The sequence below is a fragment of the Citrobacter sp. RHB25-C09 genome, from assembly GCF_013836145.1.
Taxonomy (GTDB): Bacteria; Pseudomonadota; Gammaproteobacteria; order Enterobacterales; family Enterobacteriaceae; genus Citrobacter_A.
In genome coordinates this window covers 120,420-145,779 of sequence record NZ_CP057483.1, presented here as the reverse complement: position 1 = coordinate 145,779, position 25,360 = coordinate 120,420, and the positions used below count along the sequence as shown (strand labels likewise).

The following is a 25,360-nucleotide window of genomic DNA, read 5'->3' as shown; positions in this document are numbered from 1 at the left end:
TTCATGCTATCACGCTAATTAGAGTTGTATTTTTTGCAGGCAGCCGAATCACGTTCGGGCTGATGATTTTAACTTAATTCGAGTTTGGCGTTTTCGCCATTACCCCGCAGGAAATATTTTTAGTGCTGAAAAGTTGCTCAATTACATCTTTTCCAATGCCGATGCAGGGAAAGCGTTCAGAATGACACTGGAGTCTGTCTGAAAGAAAATTTCTTGTGATACATATCACAAACATTCAACAAACCCGCAGCCAAATAACGTGATTCACATCACGTTATTATGTCAATCAGCGCTAAAAAGCGCCGTTTGTTGTTTATTTACACAACCATTTCGTGATCAACATCACATCAATTACCTCTCTACCCCCTATATTCATGTGATCAACATCACACCGGGGTCGCTGACTGGACAGTTGAACGATTCAGTGCCAGATTTCGCACTATCTACAGGGTCCGGCTACCTCTGCCGCTGTACTAACCAAACCTCGGGCAACCAGCCTGCGCGATAGCAAACATAAGAAGGGGCGTTTTTATGTCATCCGATATTAAGATCAAGGTGCAAAGCTTTGGTCGTTTCCTCAGCAACATGGTGATGCCAAATATCGGCGCGTTTATCGCGTGGGGTATTATCACTGCACTCTTTATTCCAACAGGTTGGTTGCCAAACGAAACGCTGGCGAAGCTCGTTGGCCCAATGATTACTTATCTGCTGCCGCTGCTGATCGGTTATACCGGTGGGCGTCTGGTCGGTGGTGAGCGCGGCGGCGTAGTAGGGGCAATCACCGCGATGGGTGTGATCGTCGGTGCTGATATGCCAATGTTCCTTGGTGCGATGATCGCCGGTCCGCTGGGCGGCTGGGCAATTAAACATTTCGATAACTGGGTAGACGGTAAGATCAAGTCCGGTTTTGAAATGCTGGTGAATAACTTCTCCGCCGGCATCATCGGGATGATCCTCGCCCTTCTGGCATTTAAAGGTATCGGTCCAGCCGTTGAAGTTCTGTCGAAAGGTCTGGCAGCAGGCGTTAACTTCATGGTTGTCCATGACATGCTGCCGCTGGCGTCTATCTTCGTAGAACCGGCAAAAATCCTGTTCCTGAACAACGCGATTAACCACGGTATCTTCTCACCGCTGGGTATTCAGCAGTCCCATGAGTTGGGCAAATCCATCTTCTTCCTGATTGAAGCTAACCCAGGCCCAGGTATGGGCGTTCTGCTGGCGTACATGTTCTTCGGTCGCGGTAGCGCAAGACAATCTGCGGGCGGTGCGGCAATCATCCACTTCCTGGGTGGTATCCACGAAATCTACTTCCCGTACGTGCTGATGAACCCGCGTCTGATCCTTGCCGTTATCCTCGGCGGTATGACTGGCGTGTTTACGCTGACTATCCTGAACGGCGGTCTGGTTTCTCCGGCTTCTCCGGGTTCCATCCTGGCGGTACTGGCGATGACGCCGAAAGGCGCTTACTTCGCTAACCTGACGGCAATTTTTGCAGCGATGGCAGTATCTTTCGTTGTCTCTGCCATTCTGCTGAAAACCAGCAAAGTGAAAGAAGACGACGACATTGAAGCGGCAACCCGTCGTATGCATGACATGAAAGCGGAATCCAAAGGCGGTGCGACTCCGCTGTCTGCGGGTGATGTCACCAATGACCTGAGCCACGTACGTAAGATCATTGTTGCCTGTGATGCCGGTATGGGTTCCAGCGCCATGGGTGCAGGCGTACTGCGTAAGAAAGTCCAGGATGCGGGCCTGACCCAAATCTCGGTCACCAATAGCGCAATCAATAATCTGCCGCCGGATGTTGACCTGGTCATCACCCACCGCGACCTGACCGAACGTGCGATGCGTCAGGTGCCGCAGGCGCAGCATATTTCGCTGACCAACTTCCTCGACAGTGGCCTGTACACCAGCCTGACCGAGCGTCTGGTTGCGGCTCAGCGCCACGAGAGCAATGAGGTAAAAGTACGTGACAGTCTGAAAGACAGTTTCGACGAAGGCGATAATAATCTCTTCAAACTGGGTGCCGAGAACATCTTCCTGGGCCGTACCGCTGCCACCAAAGAAGAAGCCATTCGCTTCGCGGGTGAGCAACTGGTAAATGGCGGCTACGTTGAGCCGGAATATGTTGAAGCGATGCTCGACCGTGAAAAACTGACCCCGACCTATCTGGGTGAGTCCATCGCGGTTCCGCACGGAACCGTTGAAGCCAAAGATCGCGTGCTGAAAACGGGCGTGGTGTTCTGCCAGTATCCGCAGGGCGTGCGCTTTGGTGAAGAAGAGGACGATATCGCTCGCCTGGTCATCGGGATCGCCGCTCGTAACAACGAGCACATTCAGGTGATTACCAGCCTGACCAATGCGCTGGATGACGAATCCGTCATCGAACGTCTGGCCAACACCACCAGCGTGGAAGAAGTTCTGGATCTGCTGGCGGGTCGTAAGTAATCCCCGTTGCCCGATGGCGCTACGCTTATCGGGCTTTCGGTACCCTCTCCCGCAAGGGAGAGGGTTTGGGTGAGAAGGAGTTCTCACCCCAGCCCTCTCGGGAAAAAACATTGATGAAGGTTACTACTATGAAAGCATTACATTTTGGCGCAGGTAATATCGGTCGTGGTTTTATCGGCAAACTGCTGGCAGACGCGGGGATAAAACTGACATTCGCTGATGTAAATCAGGTCGTTCTCGATGCCCTGAATGCCCGTCATAGCTACCAGGTTCATGTGGTAGGTGAAAAAGAGCAGGTGGATACCGTCACCGGCGTGGACGCGGTCAGCAGTATTGGCGAAGACGTGGTTGAACTGATCGCGCATGTCGACTTAGTCACCACCGCCGTGGGTCCGGTGGTGCTTGAGCGCATCGCACCGGCTATCGCTAAGGGCCTGGTAAAACGTAAAGCGCAGGGGATTGAAACCCCGCTGAACATTATCGCCTGTGAAAACATGGTACGTGGCACTACCCAGTTGAAAGGTCATGTGATGAATGTGCTGGCAGAAGACGATAAAGCCTGGGTTGAAGCCCATGTGGGTTTTGTTGATTCCGCCGTTGACCGCATCGTGCCGCCTTCTGCTTCAGCGACTAACGACCCGTTGGAAGTCACTGTTGAAACGTTTAGCGAATGGATTGTCGACAAAACCCAGTTTAAGGGCTCACTGCCGAATATTCCGGGCATGGAATTAACTGATAACCTGATGGCATTTGTCGAACGTAAACTCTTCACGCTGAACACCGGGCATGCTATAACCGCGTACCTTGGAAAGTTGGCGGGTCATCAGACCATTCGTGATGCGATTCTCGATGAGAACATCCGTGCAGTCGTAAAAGGTGCGATGGAAGAAAGCGGCGCAGTACTGATCAAGCGTTACGGGTTTGATGCCGATAAACATGCGGCCTATATCCAGAAGATCCTCGGTCGCTTTGAAAACCCATATCTGAAAGACGATGTGGAGCGCGTTGGCCGTCAGCCGCTGCGTAAACTGAGTGCTGGTGACCGCCTGATCAAACCGCTGCTGGGCACGCTGGAATACGGTCTGCCACACGTCAATCTGGTGAACGGCATTGCCGCCGCGATGCACTTCCGCAGCGAAGACGATCCGCAGGCGCTGGAACTGGCCGCGCTGATTGCCGAGAAAGGCCCTCAGGCTACGCTGGCACAAATTTCCGGGTTGGATATTAACAGTGACGTGGTTGTGGAGGCGGTTAACGCATACAACGCAACCAAATAATGGTACAGAGTGTGGCGCAGGTAAACCTGCGCCAGAATGACAGATTGTCAGAAATGCAGGCAATAATGGAACAAACCCAGGCCTTTGAAAACCGTGTCCTTGAGCGTCTGAATGCTGGCAAAACCGTCCGGAGCTTCCTGATTACCGCAGTGGAGCTTCTCACCGAGGCGGTAAATCTTCTGGTACTTCAGGTCTTTCGCAAAGACGATTACGCGGTGAAATACGCAGTAGAACCGTTGCTCGACGGTGACGGGCCGCTGGGCGATATTTCAGTGCGTCTAAAACTGATCTATGGTTTGGGCGTGTTAAGCCGTCATGAATATGAAGACGCAGAGCTGTTAATTGCCCTGCGTGAAGAGTTAAACCATGATGGCAATGAGTATGCATTCACTGACGATGAAATTCTCGGGCCTTTTGGTGAACTGAACTGCGTGATGGCACTGCCGCCAACCCCACAGTTTGACTCATCAGACCCTGACCTGTTTGCGATGCAAACGCTGCGCTATCAGCAAGCGGTGCGTTCAACGATGGTCCTTTCCCTGACAGAGCTGATTTCTAAAATCAGCTTAAAAAAAGCGTTTCAGAAGTAAGCCCACGCACATTGGTGTATCCTTCCCCCTATTCCCCCGTTTTAGAGCAATAAGTGATGAAAGAAGTCGAAAAGAACGAAATTAAACGCCTTAGCGATCGCCTGGATCTTATCCGCCACCAGCAGGCAGGCCTGTCACTGGTCGATGCCGCAGAAAAATATGCTGAGCTGGAAAAAGAGAAAGCCGCGCTAGAAGTTGAAATCACCCGCCTGCGCGAAGTTCACGGCCAGAAGCTGAGCAAAGAAGCGCAGAAGCTGCTGAACCTGCCGTTCCGCCGTGCAATTACCAAAAAAGAGCAGGCGGATATGGGCAAACTGAAAAAAAGCGTGCGTGGTCTGGTGGTCGTGCATCCGATGACTGCGTTGGGTCGCGAAATGGATCTGCAAGAGATGACCGGCTTTTCAAAGACTGAGTTTTAACACAAAAGACGTCTGCACCTTTTAAGAGATTTGCCCGATAAATGCGCGGCAAATCTCTTTTTTATGCTTCTTATTAAAGCATCTCTACCTTCGAATCTGACAGCCATATATCCAGCACTCACAGTTAACAACTTAATTCAAAATTCAGTATTTCTTAATTACTCAAGCTTATATAGTACTGTTATTATTTATTTCATTTTCCATTAATTTCAATAATACATATTCCTTTAGCAATTAATGAAATGAATAACTGAAACTATTATTAGACACTCGCTCGAAAAGAAACAAAAAAAGAAAAGGAATGATTCTCGCGGCATAACACAAGGAAATGTCTCATGTCCATTAATAAAAAATTAGCATATTTTCTGGTCCCATTATTTTCACTGATGATAACAGGATGCGACCAGCTTAAAGATAATTCTGCAAACAATGAATTAAAGCAGCAACAAGAAAAAATCCAGCAACAAATTGTTCAGCTTGAAAAACAACAGGCCGGCCTGACTCGAAGTACTCAGGCACTTGTCAGTGCGGTCAACACATTAGATCAACGTCAACAAGCGCTCAATTATACTGAGTTTGACCCAACTAAAACGCGCTATTTTATTCTGAATAATGGATCCGTAGCGTTGGCAGGTGAGGTGCTATCAATAGCGCCCGTTAATGACGGTAGCGTAATACATATAGCATTGGTGAATTTATTAAGCACGCCCATCTCCGGTGTAGGTTTTCAGATGACATGGGGAAAAGAAAGACCCCAGGATAAAAAAGAATTAACGCGTTGGCAACAAATGTTATATAGCACCCCAATGAAATCCAACTTTGAGCTTATCCCTGGTCAATGGAAGAATATTGATCTCACCTTAAAGGGTGTATCACCAAATCATCTTAAATATCTCAAGATGAGCACAATAATGGACAATGTCATTTTTGGCAGTATGCCATTAGAAAAAACGGCAGTGAAACCCAATAAACAAAGCAACAGCGCGAACCTAAAAAAATAAGGATGTTTAATTTTGAACAGAATATTTAAAGTCATTTGGGATACAACGACCAATACTTACAAAGTCGCCGGCGAAACGGCAAAAAGCCGAGGTAAAAAAACCGGTGGGAGAAAACTGGCCGCCATCGCTCTGCTGGGTTTGAGTGCTATGGCTACATCTGGCAATGCTCTGGCTGGTGCTGGTAACGATACGGGCACAGGCGTTACGGAAGATGGCGTTTCAGCAGGAAATGGCTGGATTGCAATTGGTACGGGCGTGACGGCCAATACTTATACTAACGCCGATGGTGCCAGTGCAGCCCTGGGTTATTACTCCTCTGCTATGGGTCTCTGGAGTACTGCCATTGGGTCCTACAGTAAATCCGACGGCGACGCTTCACTCGCGCTTGGCGTTAAGGCTAACTCTTCAGGGGACAGAAGTATTGCCATGGGAGCGTCTTCTAGCGCAACAGGAAGTTATTCAATGGCGATGGGCGTACGGGCAAACGCTATTGGCAGCGATTCCGTTGCTTTGGGTAATGGCGCGAAATCAACAAGAAACAATGCCGTTTCTCTGGGCCACTCCTCAGATGCAGTAGCAACTGATTCAGTCGCCATAGGTAACACAGCAACTGCAACAGGTACTGATGGGATCGCAATCGGCGACAGTACTGCCAGCGGGATCAATTCTGTTGCCATCGGTAATACGGCAAACGCAAGCGGGAGCAATACTATTGCCCTGGGTAACGCCGCAAAAGCCAACAAAGAAGATGCAATCGCCTTGGGTAATAATGCGAATGCCGATGCAATTAATGCGATCGCCATTGGTGAGGGTGCAAAAGCGAGTGGTGATAAAAGTATCGCTCTTGGCAATGATGCAAAAGTCACAGCGCTTAACTCTGTCGCACTCGGCGATGGTTCCAACGCAACAGAAGATAATACGATTGCGGTCGGTAATGCCACGATGCAACGCAGGGTAACCTATGTCGATGATGGGGTTATTTCTTCCAGCAGTACCGATGCGGTCAATGGTTCGCAACTCTATAAGTTGAGTTCATCTGTTGCTACCCGTCTGGGCGGCGGCGCATCAGTCAACGTAAACGGCTCGGTTAATGCACCTGAATATGTATTAAGTGATGGCACCTATAACAACGTCGGTGATGCACTTATCGCACTGGACAAATCTTATACAGCGGTTGCCAGCGATGCTCTGCTTTGGAACGAGACGAGCAGCGCATACAGCGCAGCACACGGTACTGAAACCACCAGCAAGATTACTAACGTGACGGGTGGGAAATTGTCCGCAGACAGTACTGATGCAGTTAACGGTGCTCAACTGTTTGATACCAAGCAGGACGTCGCGCAGAACACCACGGAAATCGCCACACTGAACACCTCGGTGACCGACATCAACACCTCGATCACCAATATGGGTACATCAATTATCAATCTGAATGAAAACGCATTGCAGTGGGATGAGACACTCAATGCTTACAGCGCGGCACACGGCACCGATACCACCAGCAAGATCACCAACGTTACGGCGGGGGCGCTGTCAGCCGAAAGCACCGATGCAGTTAACGGAGCTCAACTGTTTGAAACTAATCAGAACGTCACGCAAAACACGACGGATATCGCCACGCTGAACACCTCGGTGACCGATATCAACACCTCGATCACTGATATGGGCACCTCCATTACCACGCTCACCAATGACGCGTTGTTATGGGACAGCACCGCCAACGCTTACAGCGCGGCTCACGGCACCGACACCGCCAGCAAGATCACCAACGTTGCGGCGGGTACGCTGTCTGCCGAAAGCACCGATGCAGTTAACGGTGCTCAACTTTTTGCTACCAATCAGGACGTTGCACAAAACACGACGGATATCGCCACGCTGAACACCTCGGTGACCGACATCAACACATCGATCACTGATATGGGTACTTCAATTACCAATCTGAATGAAAACGCATTACAGTGGGATGAGACACTCAACGCGTACAGCGCGGCTCACGGCAACGATACCAGCAGCAAGATCACCAACGTTGCGGCGGGTACGCTGTCAGCCGAAAGCACCGACGCAGTTAACGGTGCTCAACTGTTTGAAACTAATCAGAACGTCACGCAAAACACGACGGATATCGCCACGCTGAACACCTCGGTGACCGATATCAACACCTCGATCACTGATATGGGCACCTCCATTACCACGCTCACCAATGACGCGTTGTTATGGGACAGCACCGCCAACGCTTACAGCGCGGCACACGGCACCGACACCGCCAGCAAGATCACCAACGTTGCGGCGGGTGAACTCTCTGCGGAAAGCAGTGATGCAGTCAATGGCGCACAACTTTTTGCTACCAATCAGGACGTTGCACAAAACACCACGGACATTGCCACGCTGAACACCTCGGTGACCGACATCAACACCTCGATCACTGATATGGGTACAACCATTACCACTCTCAGCGAGAATTCGCTGCAATGGGATGAGACACTCAACGCCTACAGCGCGGCTCACGGTTCCGATACCGCCAGCAAGATCACTAACGTTGCGGCAGGTGAACTCGCGGCAGAAAGCACTGATGCGGTGAATGGCGCACAGCTGTATGAAACCAACCTGTTAATCGAACAAACCAATGAAGCCATCACCAACATTGCGGGTGATACCAGCGAAACCTATATCACCAACAATGGTACCGGTGTGAAATATGTTCGTACCAATGACGAGGGATTAGCGGAAAACGACGCACACGCGTCTGGTCTGGGTGCAACTGCTGTCGGCTATAATGCTGTTGCCTCCGGTGCGGGTAGCCTGGCAATGGGTCAAAACAGTATCAGCAGTGTCGATACTGGCATTGCATTAGGCAGTGGTTCAACATCTAACCGCGTTATTGCCACGGGTAAGCAAGCCACAAGCGTAAGTGAAGATGGTGTCACCATTGGCTATGACACTACGGACAGAACCTTGCTGGGTGCTTTGTCACTGGGTACTGACGGCGAAAGCTATCGCCAGATCACCAACGTTGCAGACGGTACAGAGTCACAGGATGCGGTTACGGTGCGTCAGTTGCAGAACGCCGTTGCTTCCGTGTCCACCACGCCAACCAAGTACTTCCATGCTAATTCTGAAGAGGAAGACTCACTGGCCGTTGGCACCAACGCTATTGCCGTGGGTGCGAAAACCGTCGTAAATGGTGACGAAGGTATTGGTATCGGTTATGGCGCGACCGTAGAACAAACCGCAAACAACGGCATAGCGTTTGGGACTAACGCGGTGGCGAACCATGCTGACAGCATTGCGCTCGGCAGTTATTCACAGACCGGCGTTGGCGCACAGAGCAGTTATATTGCGTACAACCTAACAGCGCCACAAACGTCCATCGGTGAAGTATCGGTTGGCAATGCGAATGGTCAGCGACAGATTACCAACGTGGCCGCGGGCTCTGCGGATACTGATGCGGTAAACGTGGCTCAACTGAAAGTGACTGACAGCAAAGTAACGGAAAACACCGCCAACATCACGACTCTGACAAATCAGTACACGAATCTCAATACCAGAGTGACCACCCTTGAAAACAACATGGGTGATATCACCGTATCAGGAGGTTCAGACTATCTGGCCGTGAATACGACCGGCGATGTCGCCATCGCGACAGGTGATGAAAGCGTAGCCGTGGGTCCGTCGTCTATGGCAACAGCGAATAATAGCGTCGCTTTAGGCGCGGGCTCCATTGCGGATGAGGCAAATACGGTTTCCGTGGGTTCGTCCACTCAGCAACGCCGTATTACCAACGTTGCTGCAGGCGTAAATAACACCGACGCGGTTAACGTCGCGCAGTTGAAAGCGTCTGAGGAGGGTTCCGTGCGTTACGAAACCAATACCGATGGCTCTGTGAACTATAGTGCTATCAGCCTGGGTGACGGAAGCGGTGGAACCACGCGAATCAGCAATGTCTCTGCGGCGGTCAATGATACTGATGCCGTAAACTATGCTCAGTTGAAGCAGAGCGTCGAAGAAGCCAACTACTACACCGACCAGAAAATGGGCGAGATGAGCAGTAAGATCCAGGGCGTTGAAGACAAGATGAGCGGCGGTATTGCTTCTGCAATGGCGATGGCGGGTCTTCCTCAGGCTTATGCGCCGGGTGCCAGCATGACCTCTATTGCAGGCGGTACCTTCAATGGTGAAACGGCAATTGCACTGGGCGTCTCTGTCGTAAGCGAAAGCGGCGGTTGGGTTTATAAACTGCAGGGCACCAGCAACAGCCAGGGAGATTACTCTGCTGCGATCGGCGCGGGTTTCCAGTGGTAATTAGCTAACGCCAACAGCATCTCAAAAGGCAATGGTGTCACAGCCATTGCCTTTCTCATTCTTAATTCACCCACCAATTGGCCCTACCAATCCCACCCTGTTACGACCATTGGTTCACACTTTATTAATTTTCCACTACACTACCGTTGCCAATACATAACATTAAGTTAACTATTTGTTGTCATTATCCCTACACAACAATATTGGCAGGACCACTTTTACACATAATGTGACATCGAGATGAGCACAGACTCATGACATTATGCGCGTGGTCCTCAGGAGACCTGCAATGAATCTCTGGCAACAAAACTACGATCCAGCCGGGAATATCTGGCTTTCCAGTCTGATCGCATCGCTCCCGATTCTGTTTTTCTTCTTCGCGCTGATTAAGCTCAAGCTGAAAGGCTATGTTGCCGCTTCATGGACCGTAGCTATCGCGCTCGCCGTAGCGCTGCTGTTTTACAAAATGCCAGTCGATCGCGCGCTGGCTTCGGTGGTGTATGGTTTCTTCTATGGTCTTTGGCCGATTGCCTGGATCATTATTGCCGCTGTGTTTGTTTACAAAATCTCGGTGAAGACTGGTCAGTTCGACATTATCCGCTCGTCGATATTGTCCATTACCCCTGACCAGCGTTTGCAAATGTTGATAGTCGGCTTCTCGTTTGGCGCTTTCCTTGAGGGAGCGGCCGGGTTCGGCGCGCCTGTGGCGATTACCGCCGCGCTGCTGGTAGGGCTGGGCTTTAACCCGCTGTATGCTGCCGGACTTTGCCTGATAGTGAACACTGCCCCGGTAGCGTTTGGCGCCATGGGGATCCCGATTCTGGTCGCCGGACAGGTGACCGGACTGGACAGTTTTGAGATTGGTCAGATGGTCGGCCGTCAGTTGCCGTTCCTGACGATTATCGTGCTGTTCTGGATTATGGCAATCATGGACGGCTGGCGCGGCATTAAGGAAACATGGCCTGCGGTGATGGTCGCGGGCGGATCGTTTGCGATCGCCCAGTACCTGAGTTCGAACTTTATCGGCCCGGAACTGCCGGACATTATCTCCTCGCTGGTGTCGCTGGTCTGCCTGACATTGTTCCTGAAACGCTGGCAGCCAGTGCGCATCTTCCGCTTTGGCGATATGGGGGCATCGCAGGTCGATCAAACTCTGGCGCGCACCGGCTACACCGCCGGGCAGGTTGTCCGCGCCTGGTCACCATTCCTGTTTCTGACCGCCACGGTGACCTTGTGGAGCGTGCCGCCGTTCAAAGCGCTGTTCGCCCCCGGCGGCGTGATGTACGACTGGGTGATTAACATCCCGGTGCCGTACCTCGACAAACTGATTGCCCGTATGCCGCCGGTGGTCAACGAAGCGACCGCCTACGCTGCCGTGTATAAATTTGACTGGTTCTCGGCCACCGGCACCGCCATTCTGTTTGCCGCGCTGCTGTCCATCGTCTGGCTGAAGATGAAGCCTTCCGCAGCTATTCAGACCTTTGGCAGTACCCTGAAAGAACTGGCGTTGCCCATTTACTCCATTGGGATGGTGCTGGCGTTCGCGTTTATCTCTAACTATTCCGGCCTCTCCTCTACGCTGGCCTTAGCGCTGGCGCACACCGGTAGCGCGTTTACTTTCTTCTCGCCGTTCCTCGGCTGGTTGGGCGTGTTTCTTACCGGTTCGGATACTTCGTCGAACGCGTTGTTTGCCGCGCTTCAGGCCACCGCTGCCCAGCAAATCGGCGTCTCCGATGTGCTGATGGTCGCAGCGAACACCACCGGTGGGGTCACCGGCAAAATGATTTCTCCGCAGTCCATTGCTATCGCCTGTGCGGCGGTGGGGCTGGTCGGTAAAGAGTCGGATCTGTTCCGTTTCACTGTCAAACACAGCCTGATATTTACCTGCATGGTAGGCGTGATCACCACGCTTCAGGCGTATGTCTTAACCTGGATGATCCCGTGATTGTAATGCCCAAACGCCTGTCAGACGAGATTGCTTCTCGTGTACGGGCACTGATAGAAGAACAGCGGCTCGAGGCGGGTATGAAGTTGCCCGCCGAGCGCCAGCTAGCCTTACAGCTTGGCGTTTCGCGCAACTCTTTGCGCGAGGCACTGGCAAAACTGGTGAGCGAAGGTGTACTGCTCAGCCGTCGCGGCGGCGGCACGTTTGTTCGCTGGCAGCATGAAGAGTGGTCTGAACAAAACATTGTTCAGCCGCTGAAAGCGTTGATGGCCAACGACCCGGACTATAGCTTTGACATACTCGAAGCCCGCCACGCCATCGAAGGCAGTACAGCGTGGCACGCCGCTATGCGCGCCACGCCAGCCGACAAAGAGAAAATTAAGCTCTGCTTTGACGCCACGCTCAGTGAAGATCCGGATATCGCCTCCCAGGCCGACGTGCGTTTCCATCTGGCCATTGCTGAAGCCTCACATAACGTGGTGCTGTTGCAGACCATGCGCGGATTTTTCGATGTGCTGCATTCCTCGGTGAAACAAAGCCGTCAGCGTATGTACCTTGTCCCACCGGTCTTTGCCAGGCTGACGGAGCAACACCAGGCGGTAATGGATGCCATTCTGTCCGGTGATGCCGACAGTGCGCGTACAGCAATGATGGCGCACCTCCGCTTCGTCCATACCACCATAAAGCAATTTGATGAAGACCAGGCCCGCCAGGCGCGGATTACCCGCCTGCCCGGTGACCACAACGAACATTCCAGGGAGAACAACAGATGATTATTTCAGCAGCCAGCGATTACCGCGCCGCAGCGCAGCGCATTCTGCCGCCGTTCCTGTTCCACTACATCGACGGCGGGGCGTATGCAGAGTACACCCTGCGCCGCAACGTGGAGGATTTGTCGGAAGTGGCGCTGCGTCAGCGCGTTCTGAAAAACATGTCTGACTTAAGCCTGGAAACCACGTTGTTCAAGGAAAAGCTGTCAATGCCTGTCGCGCTGGCGCCGGTTGGTCTGTGCGGCATGTACGCCCGTCGCGGTGAAGTGCAGGCTGCCGCCGCTGCCGATGCGAAAGGGATCCCGTTCACGCTCTCTACCGTTTCCGTCTGCCCGATTGAAGAAGTCGCGCCGACCCTTACTCGCCCGATGTGGTTCCAGTTGTACGTTCTGCGCGACCGCGGGTTTATGCGTAACGCACTGGAGCGCGCAAAAGCAGCGGGTTGCTCCACGCTGGTTTTTACTGTCGATATGCCGACACCCGGCGCACGCTACCGCGATGCGCACTCAGGGATGAGCGGGCCGAATGCCGCACTGCGCCGTTACTGGCAGGCGGTCACCCATCCGCAGTGGGCGTGGGATGTTGGCCTTAATGGCCGCCCACATGATTTAGGCAATATCTCCACTTACCTCGGTAAACCCACCGGCCTGGAAGATTACATCGGCTGGCTGGCGAATAACTTCGATCCCTCAATCTCGTGGAAAGACCTTGAGTGGATCCGTGAATTCTGGGATGGCCCGATGGTGATCAAAGGGATCCTCGATCCGGAGGACGCCCGGGACGCGGTCCGCTTTGGCGCCGATGGGATTGTGGTTTCCAACCACGGCGGCCGCCAGCTCGACGGTGTGCTCTCTTCCGCGCGCGCCCTGCCCGCCATTGCGGATGCGGTAAAAGGGGATATCGCCATTCTGGCGGACAGTGGCATTCGAAATGGGCTGGACGTGGTGCGTATGATTGCTCTTGGTGCGGACAGCGTACTGCTGGGTCGTGCTTATCTTTACGCGCTGGCCACGGCAGGACAGGCTGGGGTGGCAAACCTGCTGAATCTGATCGAGAAAGAGATGAAAGTGGCAATGACGTTAACCGGCGCGAGAACGATAGGCGAAATCAGCAAAGATTCGCTGGTGCAGGAGTTGAGTAAACTGCCTGCGGCACTGGCGCCGCTGGCGCACGGTGATGCGGCGTAAAAGGTAATTTGCTATGCTGCCCGCCATCAAGGGGGCAGCCAATATGCTTAATATCGTTTTATTCGAACCAGAAATCCCACCCAATACCGGTAACATCATTCGTCTTTGCGCCAATACCGGCTTTCGTCTGCATATTATCGAGCCGATGGGCTTTACCTGGGACGATAAGCGCCTGCGTCGCGCGGGTCTGGACTATCACGAATTTACCGCCGTACTTCGCCATCACGATTACGAGGCCTTTGTCGCTGCCGAAAATCCACAGCGTCTGTTTGCCCTGACCACGAAAGGCATACCTGCTCACAGCGCGGTGAGTTACCAGGACGGCGATTATCTGATGTTTGGACCGGAAACGCGCGGCCTGCCTGCGAACATTCTCGATGCCCTGCCAGCAGAACAAAAGATTCGTATTCCGATGATGCCTGATAGCCGCAGCATGAACCTGTCCAATGCGGTATCGGTGGTGGTGTATGAGGCGTGGCGCCAGTTAGGGTATCCCGGCGCGGTTTTGCGGTCGTAGGAGAATTCAATGCCGGATGGCGGCTACGCCTTATCCAGCCTACATACGTTTGCTGATATTCGTTTCGGGCGTTATCGGCGTAGCCAGATCGAACACGGACTGCGCGCAGTCACCGGAGCGTACACGCAGTACGTGAGGATGACGAGCACAGCCCAGGTTCAATATGGCAAGTAAGATAGCCCGAAATCAAATGCCGTCGCCGTATTCGAACGTATGGTGTATCCCATTGAAATGCTGATCCATATCCATCGACGGTTTATCGCTGTCAGGCTTGCCGACAATACGTGCCGGCACGCCTGCGGCGGTGGTGTGCGGGGGAACGGGCTGTAACACCACCGAACCCGCACCAATCTTCGCCCCGCGTCCGACTTCAATATTGCCGAGGATCTTGGCACCTGCTCCAATCATCACCCCTTCACGAATTTTCGGGTGGCGATCGCCGCTGGTTTTACCGGTACCGCCCAGCGTGACCGATTGCAGAATTGACACATCGTCTTCTATCACTGCTGTTTCACCCACCACGATACCGGTGGCATGGTCGAGCATGATCCCACGGCCAATCTTTGCCGCCGGGTGAATATCAACCTGGAAGGTCACGGACACCTGGTTTTGCAGGAAAATAGCCAGCGCGCGGCGGCCTTCGTTCCATAACCAGTGACCAATACGATAAGCCTGAAGTGCATGGAAACCCTTCAGGTACAAAAGAGGAGTGGAGTATTTATCAACCGCCGGGTCGCGAGTGCGTACGGCCTGAATATCGCAGGCCGCCGAGGCGATCATTTCCGGGTCAGCGGCGTAGGCCTCTTCCACCACTTCACGAATGGCGATGGCGGGCATAATCGGTGAGGCCAGCTTGTTCGCCAGCATATAGCTCAGCGCGCTGCCCAGGTTCTCATGCTTGAGTAGCGTTGCGTGGTAAAAACTGGCAAGCATTGGCTCGCAGTCAGCCAGAGCACGGGCTTCGGCTTTAATATTGTTCCAGACGATATCCAGTTCTTCACACGACATTGCGAACTCCAGGTAATGAGGCTAACGACCGGCCCGTTCTTCGCGGGCCGGGTCATTTTGTTCAAACAGTCCTTGCGACTAGTGGCTGTTACGCTCGTCCTTGCGTGCACGACCTAATAATGTCAATGCTGCCTCGCGCGCGTTTTTTCCGCAATATAATACTTGATAAATTTCCTCGGTTATTGGCATTTCGACACCAAAACGGTGCGCCAATTCGCGAACTTCTTTGGTATTGCGGTAGCCTTCAACCACCTGTCCAATCTTGTCCTGTGCGCCTTGTACATCCATGCCCTGACCAAGCATCATGCCAAATCGACGGTTACGCGACTGGTTGTCGGTACAGGTAAGTACCAGGTCGCCCAGACCCGCCATCCCCATAAAGGTGGTCGGATCGGCACCCAGCGCCGCCCCCAGACGTGACATCTCTGAAAGGCCGCGCGTAATCAGCGCGGTACGGGCGTTGGCACCAAAGCCAATGCCATCAGACATCCCTGCGCCAATCGCAATCACGTTCTTCACCGCGCCGCCAAGCTGAACACCAATGAAGTCCGGGTTGCTGTAGACGCGGAAACTTTTGCCGCAGTGCAGCAACTGCTGAAGGTCGTCGGCGAAAGTGTCGTCGGTTGATGCCAGAGAAATCGCCGTCGGTAGCCCCGCCGCCAGTTCCTTCGCAAATGTCGGACCGGAGATGACCGCCAGCGGTATATGATCGCCTAACGCCTCGCGAGCGACGTCCTGTAACAGACGTCCCGTTTCGGCTTCCAGCCCTTTTGTCGCCCACACCAGACGCGCATCAGGACGCATCAACGGTTTAATCTGCCGCAGCACTTCACCAAAGACATGGCTTGGCACTACCACCAGAATATTACGGCTTGCTGCCAACGCGGTGGCTAAGTCGCTTTCGAGGCGGAGCGTATCGGGGAAAGGCACATCCGGAAGGAACGCAACGTTGCAGCGATCGCGCTCAAGGGTTGCGATATGTTTAGGATCGTGGCCCCACAGAACAACCGGGTGGCCATTTCTTGCCAGGGTGATGGCAAGAGCGGTGCCGTACGAGCCGGCACCGATCACAGTCATTGAAGCATTACTTTGGTTCATCAGGCATCCTGATGTTCTTCAGTACCTTCGCCAGTCTGCTGCTGTAAATAGTTCATGAACAGCGCATCAAAGTTAACCGGCGCGAGGTTCAGTTGCGGGAACGTGCCGCGTGAAACCAGACTGGTGACACATTCGCGGGCATACGGGAACAGAATGTTCGGGCAGTATGCGCCCAGACAATGTGCCATCTGGGTGCCTTCAATACCGCTGATGGAGAAAATACCGCCCTGCTGAACTTCGCACAGGAACGCTGTTTCTTCACCCAAAGAGGCGGTAACGGTGACACGCAGTACCACTTCGTATACGTCATCAGCCAGTTGGGTAGATGCCGTATCCAGATCAAGTTTAACCTCTGGTTGCCAATCTTTCTGGAAAACGTGCGGCGCATTTGGCGCTTCGAAAGAGACATCTTTGGTATAAATACGTTGGATCTGGAAAGCCATTTCGGTGTTGTTTTGTTCTGACATGTGTAGAAAACCCTTAGAAAGTAGTCCTTAAATATAACCTGATGCCAGCCTGGCGTTAGCTCAGTAGGGGATCAAGTCCACCACGCGCGTCCAGCGCATACAAGTCGTCACAGCCGCCAATGTGCTGTGCATCAATAAAAATCTGCGGAACCGTTGTACGGCCACTGCGCTTGATCATCTCTTCACGCTTTACGGCGTCGCCGTCAATCGGAAGTTCCTGGAAACTCACCCCTTTACTGTTCAACAGCGCTTTCGCACGATGGCAAAATGGGCAGGTTGCTTTGGTGTAGATCTCGATGTTGGCCATAACTTCTCTCCGTTATTAACTTACGGTGCTACTTTCCACGTACCAGTGGCAGATTTTCACCGCTCCAACCCGCAACGCCTTCTTTCAGCACAGACACTTTCTCAAAACCTGCTTTGATCAGCGCATTTGCCGAATCCTGGCACTGCATTCCGGAGCCATCAACCACAATAACTGGCTTGTCTTTGTGCTTTTCCAGCTCGCCCACGTTGTTGGCTTTAATTTCGCTCGGCAGCAGATTAACAGAACCTGCGATATGGCCTTTACGGAAATCGTCACGTTGACGTAAATCGACAACGATCGCATCTTCTTTATTGATCAGACGCGTCGCTTCACCACGAGTAATGACCTTAACTTTTGACGTCAGTCCTTTGAACGTGGTGAACAAAACAGCCACCAGTAACGCAATCCAGGCGATACTCAGTATGGGATGGCGTCCAACAAATTGCATAATTTCTTGCATGGGGGGTAACAACTCCCGACTTAGTGATTAAAAAAACCAGGAAAGGAGTATACCTGCGCGTTGGCGCAATTACAGCCAGCGCGTGCAATGGATTGCATTTTTGCGGGGCACTACGGAAAAAATAGCGCAAAACCAGGCCATACATGCACTGCGCGGCCCTATTATTTGATCTTCTGAGGCTATTTTATCGATTCAGCTGTAGTAAAATTACGCAAAATTTTTTGTCTCTTGAGTGTGAGGTTTCGCAATGTCGGTTTCTAAAAAACCTATGGTACTGGTGATTCTGGATGGCTACGGCTACCGTGAAGACAGCCAGGATAACGCCATTTTCTCTGCCAAAACCCCGGTAATGGATGCACTGTGGGCAAAACGTCCGCATACCCTGATCGACGCTTCCGGTCTGGAAGTGGGTCTGCCTGACCGCCAGATGGGGAACTCTGAAGTCGGTCACGTTAACCTGGGCGCGGGCCGCATCGTGTATCAGGACCTGACGCGTCTGGATGTTGAAATTAAAGAACGTACTTTCTTCGCTAACCCAGCACTGACGGCTGCCGTTGACCAGGCGAAAAACGCCGGTAAAGCGGTACACATTATGGGTCTGCTCTCGGCTGGCGGCGTTCACAGCCATGAAGATCACATCATGGCAATGGTTGAACTGGCCGCAGAGCGTGGCGCAGAAAAAATCTATCTGCACGCTTTCCTCGATGGTCGCGATACCCCGCCACGCAGCGCGGAAAGCTCCCTTAAAGCGTTCGAAGATAAATTTGCCGCACTGGGCAAAGGTCGCGTAGCGTCCATCATTGGCCGTTACTACGCGATGGATCGTGATAACCGCTGGGATCGCGTGGAACAAGCCTACGATCTGATGACGCTGGCAAAAGGCGAATACCAGTTCCCGACCGCCGTTGAAGCACTGCAAGCCGCTTACGCCCGTGACGAAAACGATGAGTTCGTGAAAGCGACCGTCATTCGTGCTGAAGGCCAGGCCGATGCCGCAATGGAAGATGGCGACACGCTGATTTTCATGAACTTCCGTGCCGACCGTGCGCGTGAAATCACCCGCGCTTTTGTGAACGCTGATTTCGACGGCTTCGCACGTAAGAAAGTGGTTAACCTGAACTTTGTCATGTTGACCGAATACGCGGCCGATATCAAAACCGCCGTGGCTTACCCACCAGCCTCACTGGCGAACACCCTCGGCGAGTGGATGGCAAAGCACGACAAAACCCAATTGCGCATCTCCGAAACGGAAAAATACGCACACGTCACCTTCTTCTTTAACGGTGGTGTAGAAGAGCCGTTCAAAGGCGAAGAGCGTATTCTGATCAACTCTCCGAAAGTGGCGACCTACGATCTGCAGCCGGAAATGAGCTCCGCCGAGCTGACTGAAAAACTGGTTGCGGCAATCGAAAGCGGCAAATACGACACCATCATCTGTAACTATCCGAACGGTGACATGGTGGGTCATACCGGGGTGATGGAAGCGGCGGTTAAAGCCGTTGAAGCCCTGGATCACTGTGTTGAACAAGTGGCTAAAGCCGTTGAAGCCGTCGGTGGACAACTGCTGATCACCGCTGACCACGGTAACGCCGAGCAGATGCGCGATCCGGCCACCGGTCAGGCGCATACCGCGCACACTAACCTGCCGGTTCCGCTGATTTACGTCGGTGATAAAAACGTCAAGGCTGTCGAAGGGGGTAAACTTTCTGATATCGCCCCGACCATGCTGACACTGATGGGCATGGAAATCCCGCAAGAGATGACTGGTAAGCCGCTGTTCATCGTGGAATAATCCTTCCCCATGAGGGGAAAGGCGATTAATACCAACATTGGGGCCACGAAACCGCGATGGTTTTCAGTCAGGCCCTTGATTTACGCCAGCGTGGTGAGCGCTGGCGTATTGTTGTGCGCCTTTTCTGCCCACGCGGATGACCGCGATCAGCTTAAATCTCTTCAGGCGGATATCGCCGCTAAAGAACGTGCCGTTCGTCAACAGCAACAGCAACGCGCCACTCTGCTCGCCCAACTGAAAGCGCAGGAGGAGGCGATCTCCGCTGCTGCACGTCAACTACGCGAAACGCAAAACACCCTCGCCCAGTTGAATAAACAGATTGATGAGATGAACGCTTCCATCGCTAAGCTGGAGCGGCAGAAAGCCAGCCAGGAACGCAGCCTTGCCGCGCAACTGGATGCGGCGTTTCGTCAGGGTGAACATACGGGTATCCAGCTCATACTCAGCGGTGAAGAAAGCCAGCGCGGCCAGCGTTTGCAGGCCTATTTCGGCTATCTTAACCAGGCGCGCCAGGAGACTATCGCGCAACTGAAGCAGACGCGCGAAGAGGTCGCCACACAGCGCGCTGAACTGGAAGAGAAACAGAGCCAACAGCAAACCCTGCTGTATGAGCAGCGTGCACAGCAGGCGAAGCTGGAGCAGGCACGTAATGAACGTAAAAAAACCCTCACCGGGCTGGAGTCCTCCATCCAGCAGGGCCAACAGCAGTTGAGCGAACTGCGCGCCAACGAATCTCGTCTGCGCAGCAGCATTGCACGCGCTGAAGCCGCTGCCAAAGCCCGCGCCGAGCGCGAAGCGCGTGAAGCCGAAGCCGTTCGCAATCGCCAAAAAGAAGCCACCCGCAAAGGCACCACCTATAAACCGACCGAAAATGAAAAATCGCTGATGTCTCGCACCGGCGGACTGGGTTCCCCACGCGGTCAGGCGTTCTACCCGGTTCGTGGGCCAACGTTACATCGTTATGGCGAACAGCTTCAGGGTGAGCTACGTTGGAAAGGGATGGTTATCGGTGCGTCTGAAGGCACCGAGGTGAAAGCCATTGCCGATGGTCGGGTGATCCTCGCCGACTGGCTGCAAGGATACGGGCTGGTTGTCGTCGTTGAACACGGTAAGGGTGATATGAGTCTTTATGGCTACAACCAAAGCGCGTTAGTCAGCGTCGGGACGCAGGTTCGCGCAGGCCAGCCTATCGCGCTGGTAGGTAGCAGCGGTGGCCAGGGCCGTCCATCGCTTTATTTTGAGATCCGTCGCCAGGGTCAGGCCGTCAATCCACAGCCGTGGTTGGGAAGATAAGTTTTGCCGCATTTTCGTCGTACCGTTCTTTCATTCGCCAGCTTGCTGGCATTCGTCTCCCCTGTTTTTGCTGGCAAACTCGCTATCGTCATCGACGATTTCGGCTATCGTCCGCATTACGAAAATCAGGTGCTGGCAATGCCAAACGCGATCTCCGTGGCCGTTCTGCCTAATGCGCCGCACGCGCGAGAAATGGCCACCAGAGCGCATAACAGCGGACATGAGGTTCTGATCCATCTGCCAATGGCGCCGCTGAGTAAGCAGCCGCTGGAGAAGGACACCCTGCGTCCGGCGATGAGCAGCGACGAAATAGAGCGGATTATTCGTGAAGCGGTCGGTAAAGTGCCGTATGCCGTCGGTCTTAACAACCATATGGGCAGCGCGATGACCTCCAGCCTGTTCGGGATGCAAAAAGTGATGCAGGCGCTGGAGCGCTACGATTTGTATTTTCTCGATAGTATGACCATTGGCAACAGCCAGGCGCTGCGTGCGTCCTCCGGAACGGGGGTGAAGGTCATAAAACGCAAAGTGTTCCTCGACGATACGCAAAACGAGGCAGACATCCGCCGTCAATTTAATCGCGCTATCGATCTTGCCCGTCGCAACGGTTCTGCCATCGCGATTGGACATCCGCATCCGTCAACGGTGCGGGTGCTGCAGCAGATGGTGTACAACCTGCCTGCGGATATCACCCTGGTACGCCCGAGCAGCCTGCTCAATGAACCGCAGGTGGACACCTCCACACCCAATAATACGCTGCCATCTACCACTCCACCGAGAAACCCATTTCGTGGCGTGAAGCTGTGTAAGCCGAAGAAGCCCTTAGAGCCGGTCTATGCCAGCCGATTCTTTAACGTACTCAGCGAAAGTATCGCTCAGAGCACACTGGTGGCCTATTTCCAGCATCAATGGCAGGGTTGGGGCAAAGCGCCCCGAGCCGGCGACGTTAACCCAAATTAACCGCTTTACGCGCAATTCGACGGTGTGACCGCGTTTTGTCACGCCATTGATACAGTCTGAAAGACCACAGCAGCACCTGATAGGCCGCTTTCGCGCTGCGCACATTGGTTATCATACGTTTGTACATCCCGGAGGTAAAAATCTCCGCAATCATACGTTGCTTCGTCAAAATATCGGGCTCTTTGCGTACCGCATGGCAAACGCGTAATGCCTCCCAGGTAATTTGTTGATGAAATTCCGGATAAATCGGAATTTGGTCGGCATAATCACGATTCAATTTTTCTAACAGCCGGGTAATCTTCATATAATGACGCTGATAGTTAAGATTTTTATTTCCCTGACGTTTTAATCGACTCACAGAATTGTCATGCAGGAAATATTTATAGAGCGACTCTTCGGTATAACGGACGCGAAGAGCATTAAACATAAACTCTGTGCTCCAGATAATATCCTGATGATGTAAGCCAGGAACAAATGTAATGTTATTTTTTTCGATCACTTCACGGCGATAAACGCCCATCCATACCACGTGCGTCCAACGGCGCGAAGAGAGCGCCAGCCGCAACCAGTCCGGGCCGGTTAATACTCCGGTTGAACGAATTCGGTCGGTAGGGATAGATTGCCAGCTGACGCCGGTTTCGCGTCCACACCAGTCAGCGTTACACTGCGCAACGTCCAGATTATCTTCCAGCGCCATCGTCATCAGTGTTTCGTACATATGAGGGTACGTGAGGTCATCGGCATCGACAAAGGCGACGTAGTGACCTGTAGCGGCTTCCAGCCCACGGTTGCGGGCAACCGATGCCCCCGCGTTAGCCTGGTGCAGCAACCGGACGTGCGGATAGTTGTCTGCATAATATTGTGCTATTTCAATAGAATTGTCCGTTGAGCCGTCATTAACAATGATGATTTCAAGAGCAGTCCACGTTTGCGCGATGAGAGATTCCATGCAAGCTTTAAAATCATTACCCGCATTATATAACGGGATAATAACACTGAGTCTGTTTGCATTGTTCATCATAAATTACCGATTACCTCTGAAGTTAATCGCCTTTGTACAGCCTTATTATTAAGAAACGATTAAGGCAAAAATAAGATTTGTAAATACAGGCAATACATTCAGGGTAGGGGGAATGGGAATGCAGCAGAATAAGAGTGTTACACAATTACGTAATATTTATGACAATGACATTTCTTTACAACTTTCCGGAATTTCCTGAGAAAAAAGGCCGGAATATCCGGCCTTTTACGATTAATCCCAACTCAGGATCACTTTCCCTGATTGCCCCGAACGCATTGCGTCAAAGCCTTTCTGGAATTCATCAATTGAGAAGCGGTGGGTAATAATGGGTGACAGATCCAGACCAGACTGGATCAGCGCCGCCATTTTGTACCAGGTTTCAAACATCTCACGACCGTAAATGCCCTTAATGAACAGCCCTTTAAAGATCACTTTGGTCCAGTCGATAGACATGTCTGAAGGCGGAATACCCAGCATTGCGATGCGACCGCCGTGGTTCATGGTATCCAGCATGGTGCGGAACGCTGGCGGCGCGCCGGACATTTCCAGCCCCACGTCAAATCCTTCGGTCATGCCCAGCTCGGCCATCACGTCATTAAGATTTTCTTTTGCCACGTTAACCGCGCGGGTGATGCCCATTTTACGCGCCAGTTCCAGCCGGTATTCGTTGACGTCGGTAATGACCACATGGCGCGCACCGACGTGCTTCGCCACCGCTGCCGCCATAATGCCGATAGGACCGGCGCCTGACACCAACACATCTTCACCGACCAGATCGAACGACAGCGCCGTATGCACCGCATTACCAAACGGGTCGAAAATCGAGGCCAGATCGTCAGAAATATTGTCGGGAATTTTGAAAGCGTTGAACGCCGGGATCACCAGATATTCGGCAAAACAGCCCGGACGGTTTACGCCGACGCCCGTGGTGTTGCGGCACAGGTGCGTGCGTCCGCCGCGACAGTTACGGCAATGACCGCAGGTAATGTGGCCTTCGCCGGAAACACGATCGCCGATGCTGAATCCTTTGACTTCCTGGCCGATACCCACCACTTCACCAACGTATTCATGACCGACAACCATAGGAACCGGGATGGTTTTTTGCGACCATTCATCCCAGTTATAGATGTGAACGTCAGTGCCGCAGATGGCTGTTTTACGGATTTTAATGAGCAGATCGTTGTGGCCGATTTCCGGTTCCGGAACGTCAGTCATCCAGATCCCCTCTTCCGCTTTCAGTTTGGATAACGCTTTCATCTTACATCCTCAGGCAATGACGCCCAGTTGTTTACCAATGCGCGTGAACGCTGCAACCGCGCGTGTTATTTGTTCCGGGGTATGCGCCGCAGACATTTGAGTACGGATACGCGCCTGACCTTTTGGCACCACCGGGTAGAAGAATCCCGTGACGTAGATACCTTCTTTTTGCAATTCGCGGGCAAACTCCTGCGCCACAACCGCGTCGCCCAGCATCACCGGGATAATCGCGTGATCGGCGCCGGCCAGGATAAACCCGGCGGCAGACATTTGCTCACGGAACTGACGCGCGTTGGCCCACAGGCGATCGCGCAATTCACCGCCAGACTCGACCATCTCCAGCACTTTGATGGAAGCGGCGACAATCGCCGGCGCCAGCGAGTTAGAGAACAGATACGGGCGAGAGCGCTGACGCAGCCATTCGACCACTTCTTTACGCGCCGCAGTGTAACCACCGGAAGCACCGCCCAGCGCTTTACCCAGCGTGCCGGTGATGATGTCTACGCGCCCCATCACGTCGCAATATTCGTGGGAGCCGCGACCGTTCTCACCGACAAAGCCCACGGCGTGAGAGTCATCAACCATCACCAGCGCATTGTATTTGTCAGCCAGATCGCACACGCCTTTCAGGTTGGCGATGACCCCATCCATCGAGAACACCCCGTCGGTGGCGATCAGCACGTGGCGTGCCCCCGCTTCGCGCGCTTCTTGCAGACGCGCTTCCAGTTCCTGCATATCGTTGTTGGCGTAGCGGAAGCGTTTTGCTTTACACAGACGTACGCCATCAATAATTGAAGCGTGGTTCAGAGCATCGGAGATAATCGCATCTTCCGCACCGAGCAGCGTTTCGAAAAGACCGCCGTTCGCGTCAAAGCAGGAAGAGTAGAGAATGGCATCTTCCATCCCAAGGAATTCAGCTAACTTCTTCTCAAGCTGCTTGTGGCTGTCCTGAGTTCCGCAGATAAAACGCACGGAGGCCATGCCGAAGCCGTGAGAATCCATCCCGGCCTTCGCCGCAGCAATCAGTTCTGGATGATTCGCCAGACCCAGATAGTTGTTGGCGCAGAAGTTAATGACGTGGCTTCCATCTGCCACAGTGATATCTGCCTGCTGCGCAGATGTAATAATGCGTTCTTCCTTAAACAATCCTTCCGCACGGGCGGTTTCAAGATCGTTCGTTAACTGTTTGTAAAAATCCCCACGCATTGCAATTCTCCAGACCGGGCAAATTTCAGCACATCTTA

General features: G+C 52.9%; 21 protein-coding genes. 13 read left to right on the top strand and 8 right to left on the bottom strand.

The annotated features are described in order from the left end of the window. Positions 1-531: 531 nt before the first annotated feature. The 10 genes from mtlA to trmL all read left to right on the top strand — a co-directional run bounded on the left by mtlA (position 532) and on the right by trmL (position 14,453). Positions 532-2,448: a PTS mannitol transporter subunit IICBA gene (gene mtlA / locus HVY19_RS00655; protein ID WP_181682524.1), complete on the top strand. Its 1,917-nt coding sequence runs from the start codon at positions 532-534 to the stop codon at positions 2,446-2,448. A 128-nt stretch (positions 2,449-2,576) separates the two neighbouring features. Further along, complete coding sequence (gene mtlD, locus HVY19_RS00650; RefSeq protein WP_181682523.1) at positions 2,577-3,725, top strand: mannitol-1-phosphate 5-dehydrogenase; 1,149 nt, start codon at positions 2,577-2,579, stop codon at positions 3,723-3,725. Continuing rightward, the gene (mtlR, locus tag HVY19_RS00645) at positions 3,725-4,315 is read left to right on the top strand and encodes a mannitol operon repressor MtlR (RefSeq protein WP_181682522.1); all 591 of its coding nucleotides are present in this window, start codon (positions 3,725-3,727) and stop codon (positions 4,313-4,315) included. Before mtlD ends, mtlR begins: the two co-directional genes overlap by 1 nt. Before the next feature lie 56 nt (positions 4,316-4,371). Further along, positions 4,372-4,734 (top strand): YibL family ribosome-associated protein, encoded by a 363-nt coding sequence (locus HVY19_RS00640; protein ID WP_181682521.1) that lies wholly within the window; start codon positions 4,372-4,374, stop codon positions 4,732-4,734. 335 nt (positions 4,735-5,069) lie between these two features. Further along, the gene (locus HVY19_RS00635; RefSeq protein ID WP_181682520.1) at positions 5,070-5,735 is read left to right on the top strand and encodes a DUF3251 domain-containing protein; all 666 of its coding nucleotides are present in this window, start codon (positions 5,070-5,072) and stop codon (positions 5,733-5,735) included. Between the two features lie 12 nt (positions 5,736-5,747). Continuing rightward, a complete protein-coding gene (locus HVY19_RS00630) occupies positions 5,748-10,034 on the top strand; it encodes a YadA-like family protein (RefSeq protein WP_181682519.1) in 4,287 nt (1,428 codons plus the stop codon). A 289-nt stretch (positions 10,035-10,323) separates the two neighbouring features. Beyond that, positions 10,324-11,979, top strand: coding sequence for an L-lactate permease (gene lldP / locus HVY19_RS00625; RefSeq protein ID WP_181682518.1), 1,656 nt, complete (start codon positions 10,324-10,326; stop codon positions 11,977-11,979). Further along, on the top strand, positions 11,976-12,752 hold the full coding sequence (lldR, locus tag HVY19_RS00620) for a transcriptional regulator LldR (RefSeq protein WP_181682517.1): 777 nt from the start codon (positions 11,976-11,978) through the stop codon (positions 12,750-12,752). Before lldP ends, lldR begins: the two co-directional genes overlap by 4 nt. Then, the gene (gene lldD / locus HVY19_RS00615) at positions 12,749-13,936 is read left to right on the top strand and encodes an FMN-dependent L-lactate dehydrogenase LldD (RefSeq protein WP_181682516.1); all 1,188 of its coding nucleotides are present in this window, start codon (positions 12,749-12,751) and stop codon (positions 13,934-13,936) included. Before lldR ends, lldD begins: the two co-directional genes overlap by 4 nt. Before the next feature lie 43 nt (positions 13,937-13,979). Continuing rightward, entirely contained in the window at positions 13,980-14,453 is a 474-nt protein-coding gene (gene trmL, locus HVY19_RS00610) for a tRNA (uridine(34)/cytosine(34)/5-carboxymethylaminomethyluridine(34)-2'-O)-methyltransferase TrmL (RefSeq protein WP_181684190.1), read from the top strand. Positions 14,454-14,639: 186 nt separating this feature from the next. Here the strand turns inward: trmL and cysE are convergent, their stop codons facing one another. The 5 genes from cysE to HVY19_RS00585 form a co-directional block, all read right to left on the bottom strand. Continuing rightward, entirely contained in the window at positions 14,640-15,461 is an 822-nt protein-coding gene (cysE, locus tag HVY19_RS00605; protein WP_181682515.1) for a serine O-acetyltransferase, read from the bottom strand. Positions 15,462-15,539: 78 nt separating this feature from the next. Next, positions 15,540-16,559 (bottom strand): NAD(P)H-dependent glycerol-3-phosphate dehydrogenase, encoded by a 1,020-nt coding sequence (gene gpsA, locus HVY19_RS00600; RefSeq protein WP_181682514.1) that lies wholly within the window; start codon positions 16,557-16,559, stop codon positions 15,540-15,542. After that, a complete protein-coding gene (gene secB, locus HVY19_RS00595) occupies positions 16,559-17,026 on the bottom strand; it encodes a protein-export chaperone SecB (RefSeq protein WP_181682513.1) in 468 nt (155 codons plus the stop codon). The genes gpsA and secB overlap by 1 nt, the downstream gene beginning before the upstream one ends. A 55-nt stretch (positions 17,027-17,081) precedes the next feature. After that, positions 17,082-17,333 carry a glutaredoxin 3 gene (gene grxC, locus HVY19_RS00590; protein ID WP_012908148.1) on the bottom strand — a complete coding sequence of 84 codons (252 nt, stop codon included), beginning with the start codon at positions 17,331-17,333 and terminating at the stop codon, positions 17,082-17,084. 28 nt (positions 17,334-17,361) lie between these two features. Next, positions 17,362-17,793, bottom strand: coding sequence for a rhodanese-like domain-containing protein (locus HVY19_RS00585; RefSeq protein ID WP_181682512.1), 432 nt, complete (start codon positions 17,791-17,793; stop codon positions 17,362-17,364). 247 nt (positions 17,794-18,040) lie between these two features. On the opposite strand from HVY19_RS00585, the gene gpmM reads away from it, so the two are divergent. From gpmM to HVY19_RS00570, 3 genes are read left to right on the top strand one after another with little or no spacing between them, the layout of a single operon-like run. After that, complete coding sequence (gene gpmM, locus HVY19_RS00580) at positions 18,041-19,585, top strand: 2,3-bisphosphoglycerate-independent phosphoglycerate mutase (protein ID WP_181682511.1); 1,545 nt, start codon at positions 18,041-18,043, stop codon at positions 19,583-19,585. A 9-nt stretch (positions 19,586-19,594) separates the two neighbouring features. Further along, the gene (gene envC / locus HVY19_RS00575; RefSeq protein ID WP_181682510.1) at positions 19,595-20,878 is read left to right on the top strand and encodes a murein hydrolase activator EnvC; all 1,284 of its coding nucleotides are present in this window, start codon (positions 19,595-19,597) and stop codon (positions 20,876-20,878) included. A 3-nt stretch (positions 20,879-20,881) separates the two neighbouring features. Next, positions 20,882-21,838: a divergent polysaccharide deacetylase family protein gene (locus HVY19_RS00570; protein ID WP_181682509.1), complete on the top strand. Its 957-nt coding sequence runs from the start codon at positions 20,882-20,884 to the stop codon at positions 21,836-21,838. Here the strand turns inward: HVY19_RS00570 and HVY19_RS00565 are convergent. From HVY19_RS00565 to kbl, 3 genes are all read right to left on the bottom strand, one after another. Further along, positions 21,825-22,859, bottom strand: a complete 1,035-nt coding sequence (locus HVY19_RS00565; protein WP_181682508.1) for a glycosyltransferase — start codon at positions 22,857-22,859, stop codon at positions 21,825-21,827. The two genes, HVY19_RS00570 and HVY19_RS00565, sit on opposite strands and share 14 nt — an antisense overlap. A gap of 231 nt (positions 22,860-23,090) precedes the next feature. Beyond that, positions 23,091-24,116, bottom strand: coding sequence for an L-threonine 3-dehydrogenase (gene tdh, locus HVY19_RS00560; protein WP_181682507.1), 1,026 nt, complete (start codon positions 24,114-24,116; stop codon positions 23,091-23,093). 9 nt (positions 24,117-24,125) lie between these two features. Beyond that, positions 24,126-25,322 (bottom strand): glycine C-acetyltransferase, encoded by a 1,197-nt coding sequence (gene kbl / locus HVY19_RS00555; RefSeq protein WP_181682506.1) that lies wholly within the window; start codon positions 25,320-25,322, stop codon positions 24,126-24,128. Between the last annotated feature and the right edge of the window lie 38 nt (positions 25,323-25,360).

Excerpts from the sequence above, each read along its gene's own strand:
- mtlA (WP_181682524.1), top strand. The coding sequence starts at position 532 with ATGTCATCCGATATTAAGATCAAGGTGCAAAGCTTTGGTCGTTTCCTC.
- mtlD (WP_181682523.1), top strand. The coding sequence starts at position 2,577 with ATGAAAGCATTACATTTTGGCGCAGGTAATATCGGTCGTGGTTTTATC.
- mtlR (WP_181682522.1), top strand. The coding sequence starts at position 3,725 with ATGGTACAGAGTGTGGCGCAGGTAAACCTGCGCCAGAATGACAGATTG.
- HVY19_RS00640 (WP_181682521.1), top strand. The coding sequence starts at position 4,372 with ATGAAAGAAGTCGAAAAGAACGAAATTAAACGCCTTAGCGATCGCCTG.
- HVY19_RS00635 (WP_181682520.1), top strand. The coding sequence starts at position 5,070 with ATGTCCATTAATAAAAAATTAGCATATTTTCTGGTCCCATTATTTTCA.
- lldP (WP_181682518.1), top strand. The coding sequence starts at position 10,324 with ATGAATCTCTGGCAACAAAACTACGATCCAGCCGGGAATATCTGGCTT.
- lldD (WP_181682516.1), top strand. The coding sequence starts at position 12,749 with ATGATTATTTCAGCAGCCAGCGATTACCGCGCCGCAGCGCAGCGCATT.
- trmL (WP_181684190.1), top strand. The coding sequence starts at position 13,980 with ATGCTTAATATCGTTTTATTCGAACCAGAAATCCCACCCAATACCGGT.
- cysE (WP_181682515.1), bottom strand. The coding sequence starts at position 15,461 with ATGTCGTGTGAAGAACTGGATATCGTCTGGAACAATATTAAAGCCGAA.
- gpsA (WP_181682514.1), bottom strand. The coding sequence starts at position 16,559 with ATGAACCAAAGTAATGCTTCAATGACTGTGATCGGTGCCGGCTCGTAC.
- secB (WP_181682513.1), bottom strand. The coding sequence starts at position 17,026 with ATGTCAGAACAAAACAACACCGAAATGGCTTTCCAGATCCAACGTATT.
- grxC (WP_012908148.1), bottom strand. The coding sequence starts at position 17,333 with ATGGCCAACATCGAGATCTACACCAAAGCAACCTGCCCATTTTGCCAT.
- HVY19_RS00585 (WP_181682512.1), bottom strand. The coding sequence starts at position 17,793 with ATGCAAGAAATTATGCAATTTGTTGGACGCCATCCCATACTGAGTATC.
- gpmM (WP_181682511.1), top strand. The coding sequence starts at position 18,041 with ATGTCGGTTTCTAAAAAACCTATGGTACTGGTGATTCTGGATGGCTAC.
- envC (WP_181682510.1), top strand. The coding sequence starts at position 19,595 with ATGAGGGGAAAGGCGATTAATACCAACATTGGGGCCACGAAACCGCGA.
- HVY19_RS00565 (WP_181682508.1), bottom strand. The coding sequence starts at position 22,859 with ATGATGAACAATGCAAACAGACTCAGTGTTATTATCCCGTTATATAAT.
- tdh (WP_181682507.1), bottom strand. The coding sequence starts at position 24,116 with ATGAAAGCGTTATCCAAACTGAAAGCGGAAGAGGGGATCTGGATGACT.
- kbl (WP_181682506.1), bottom strand. The coding sequence starts at position 25,322 with ATGCGTGGGGATTTTTACAAACAGTTAACGAACGATCTTGAAACCGCC.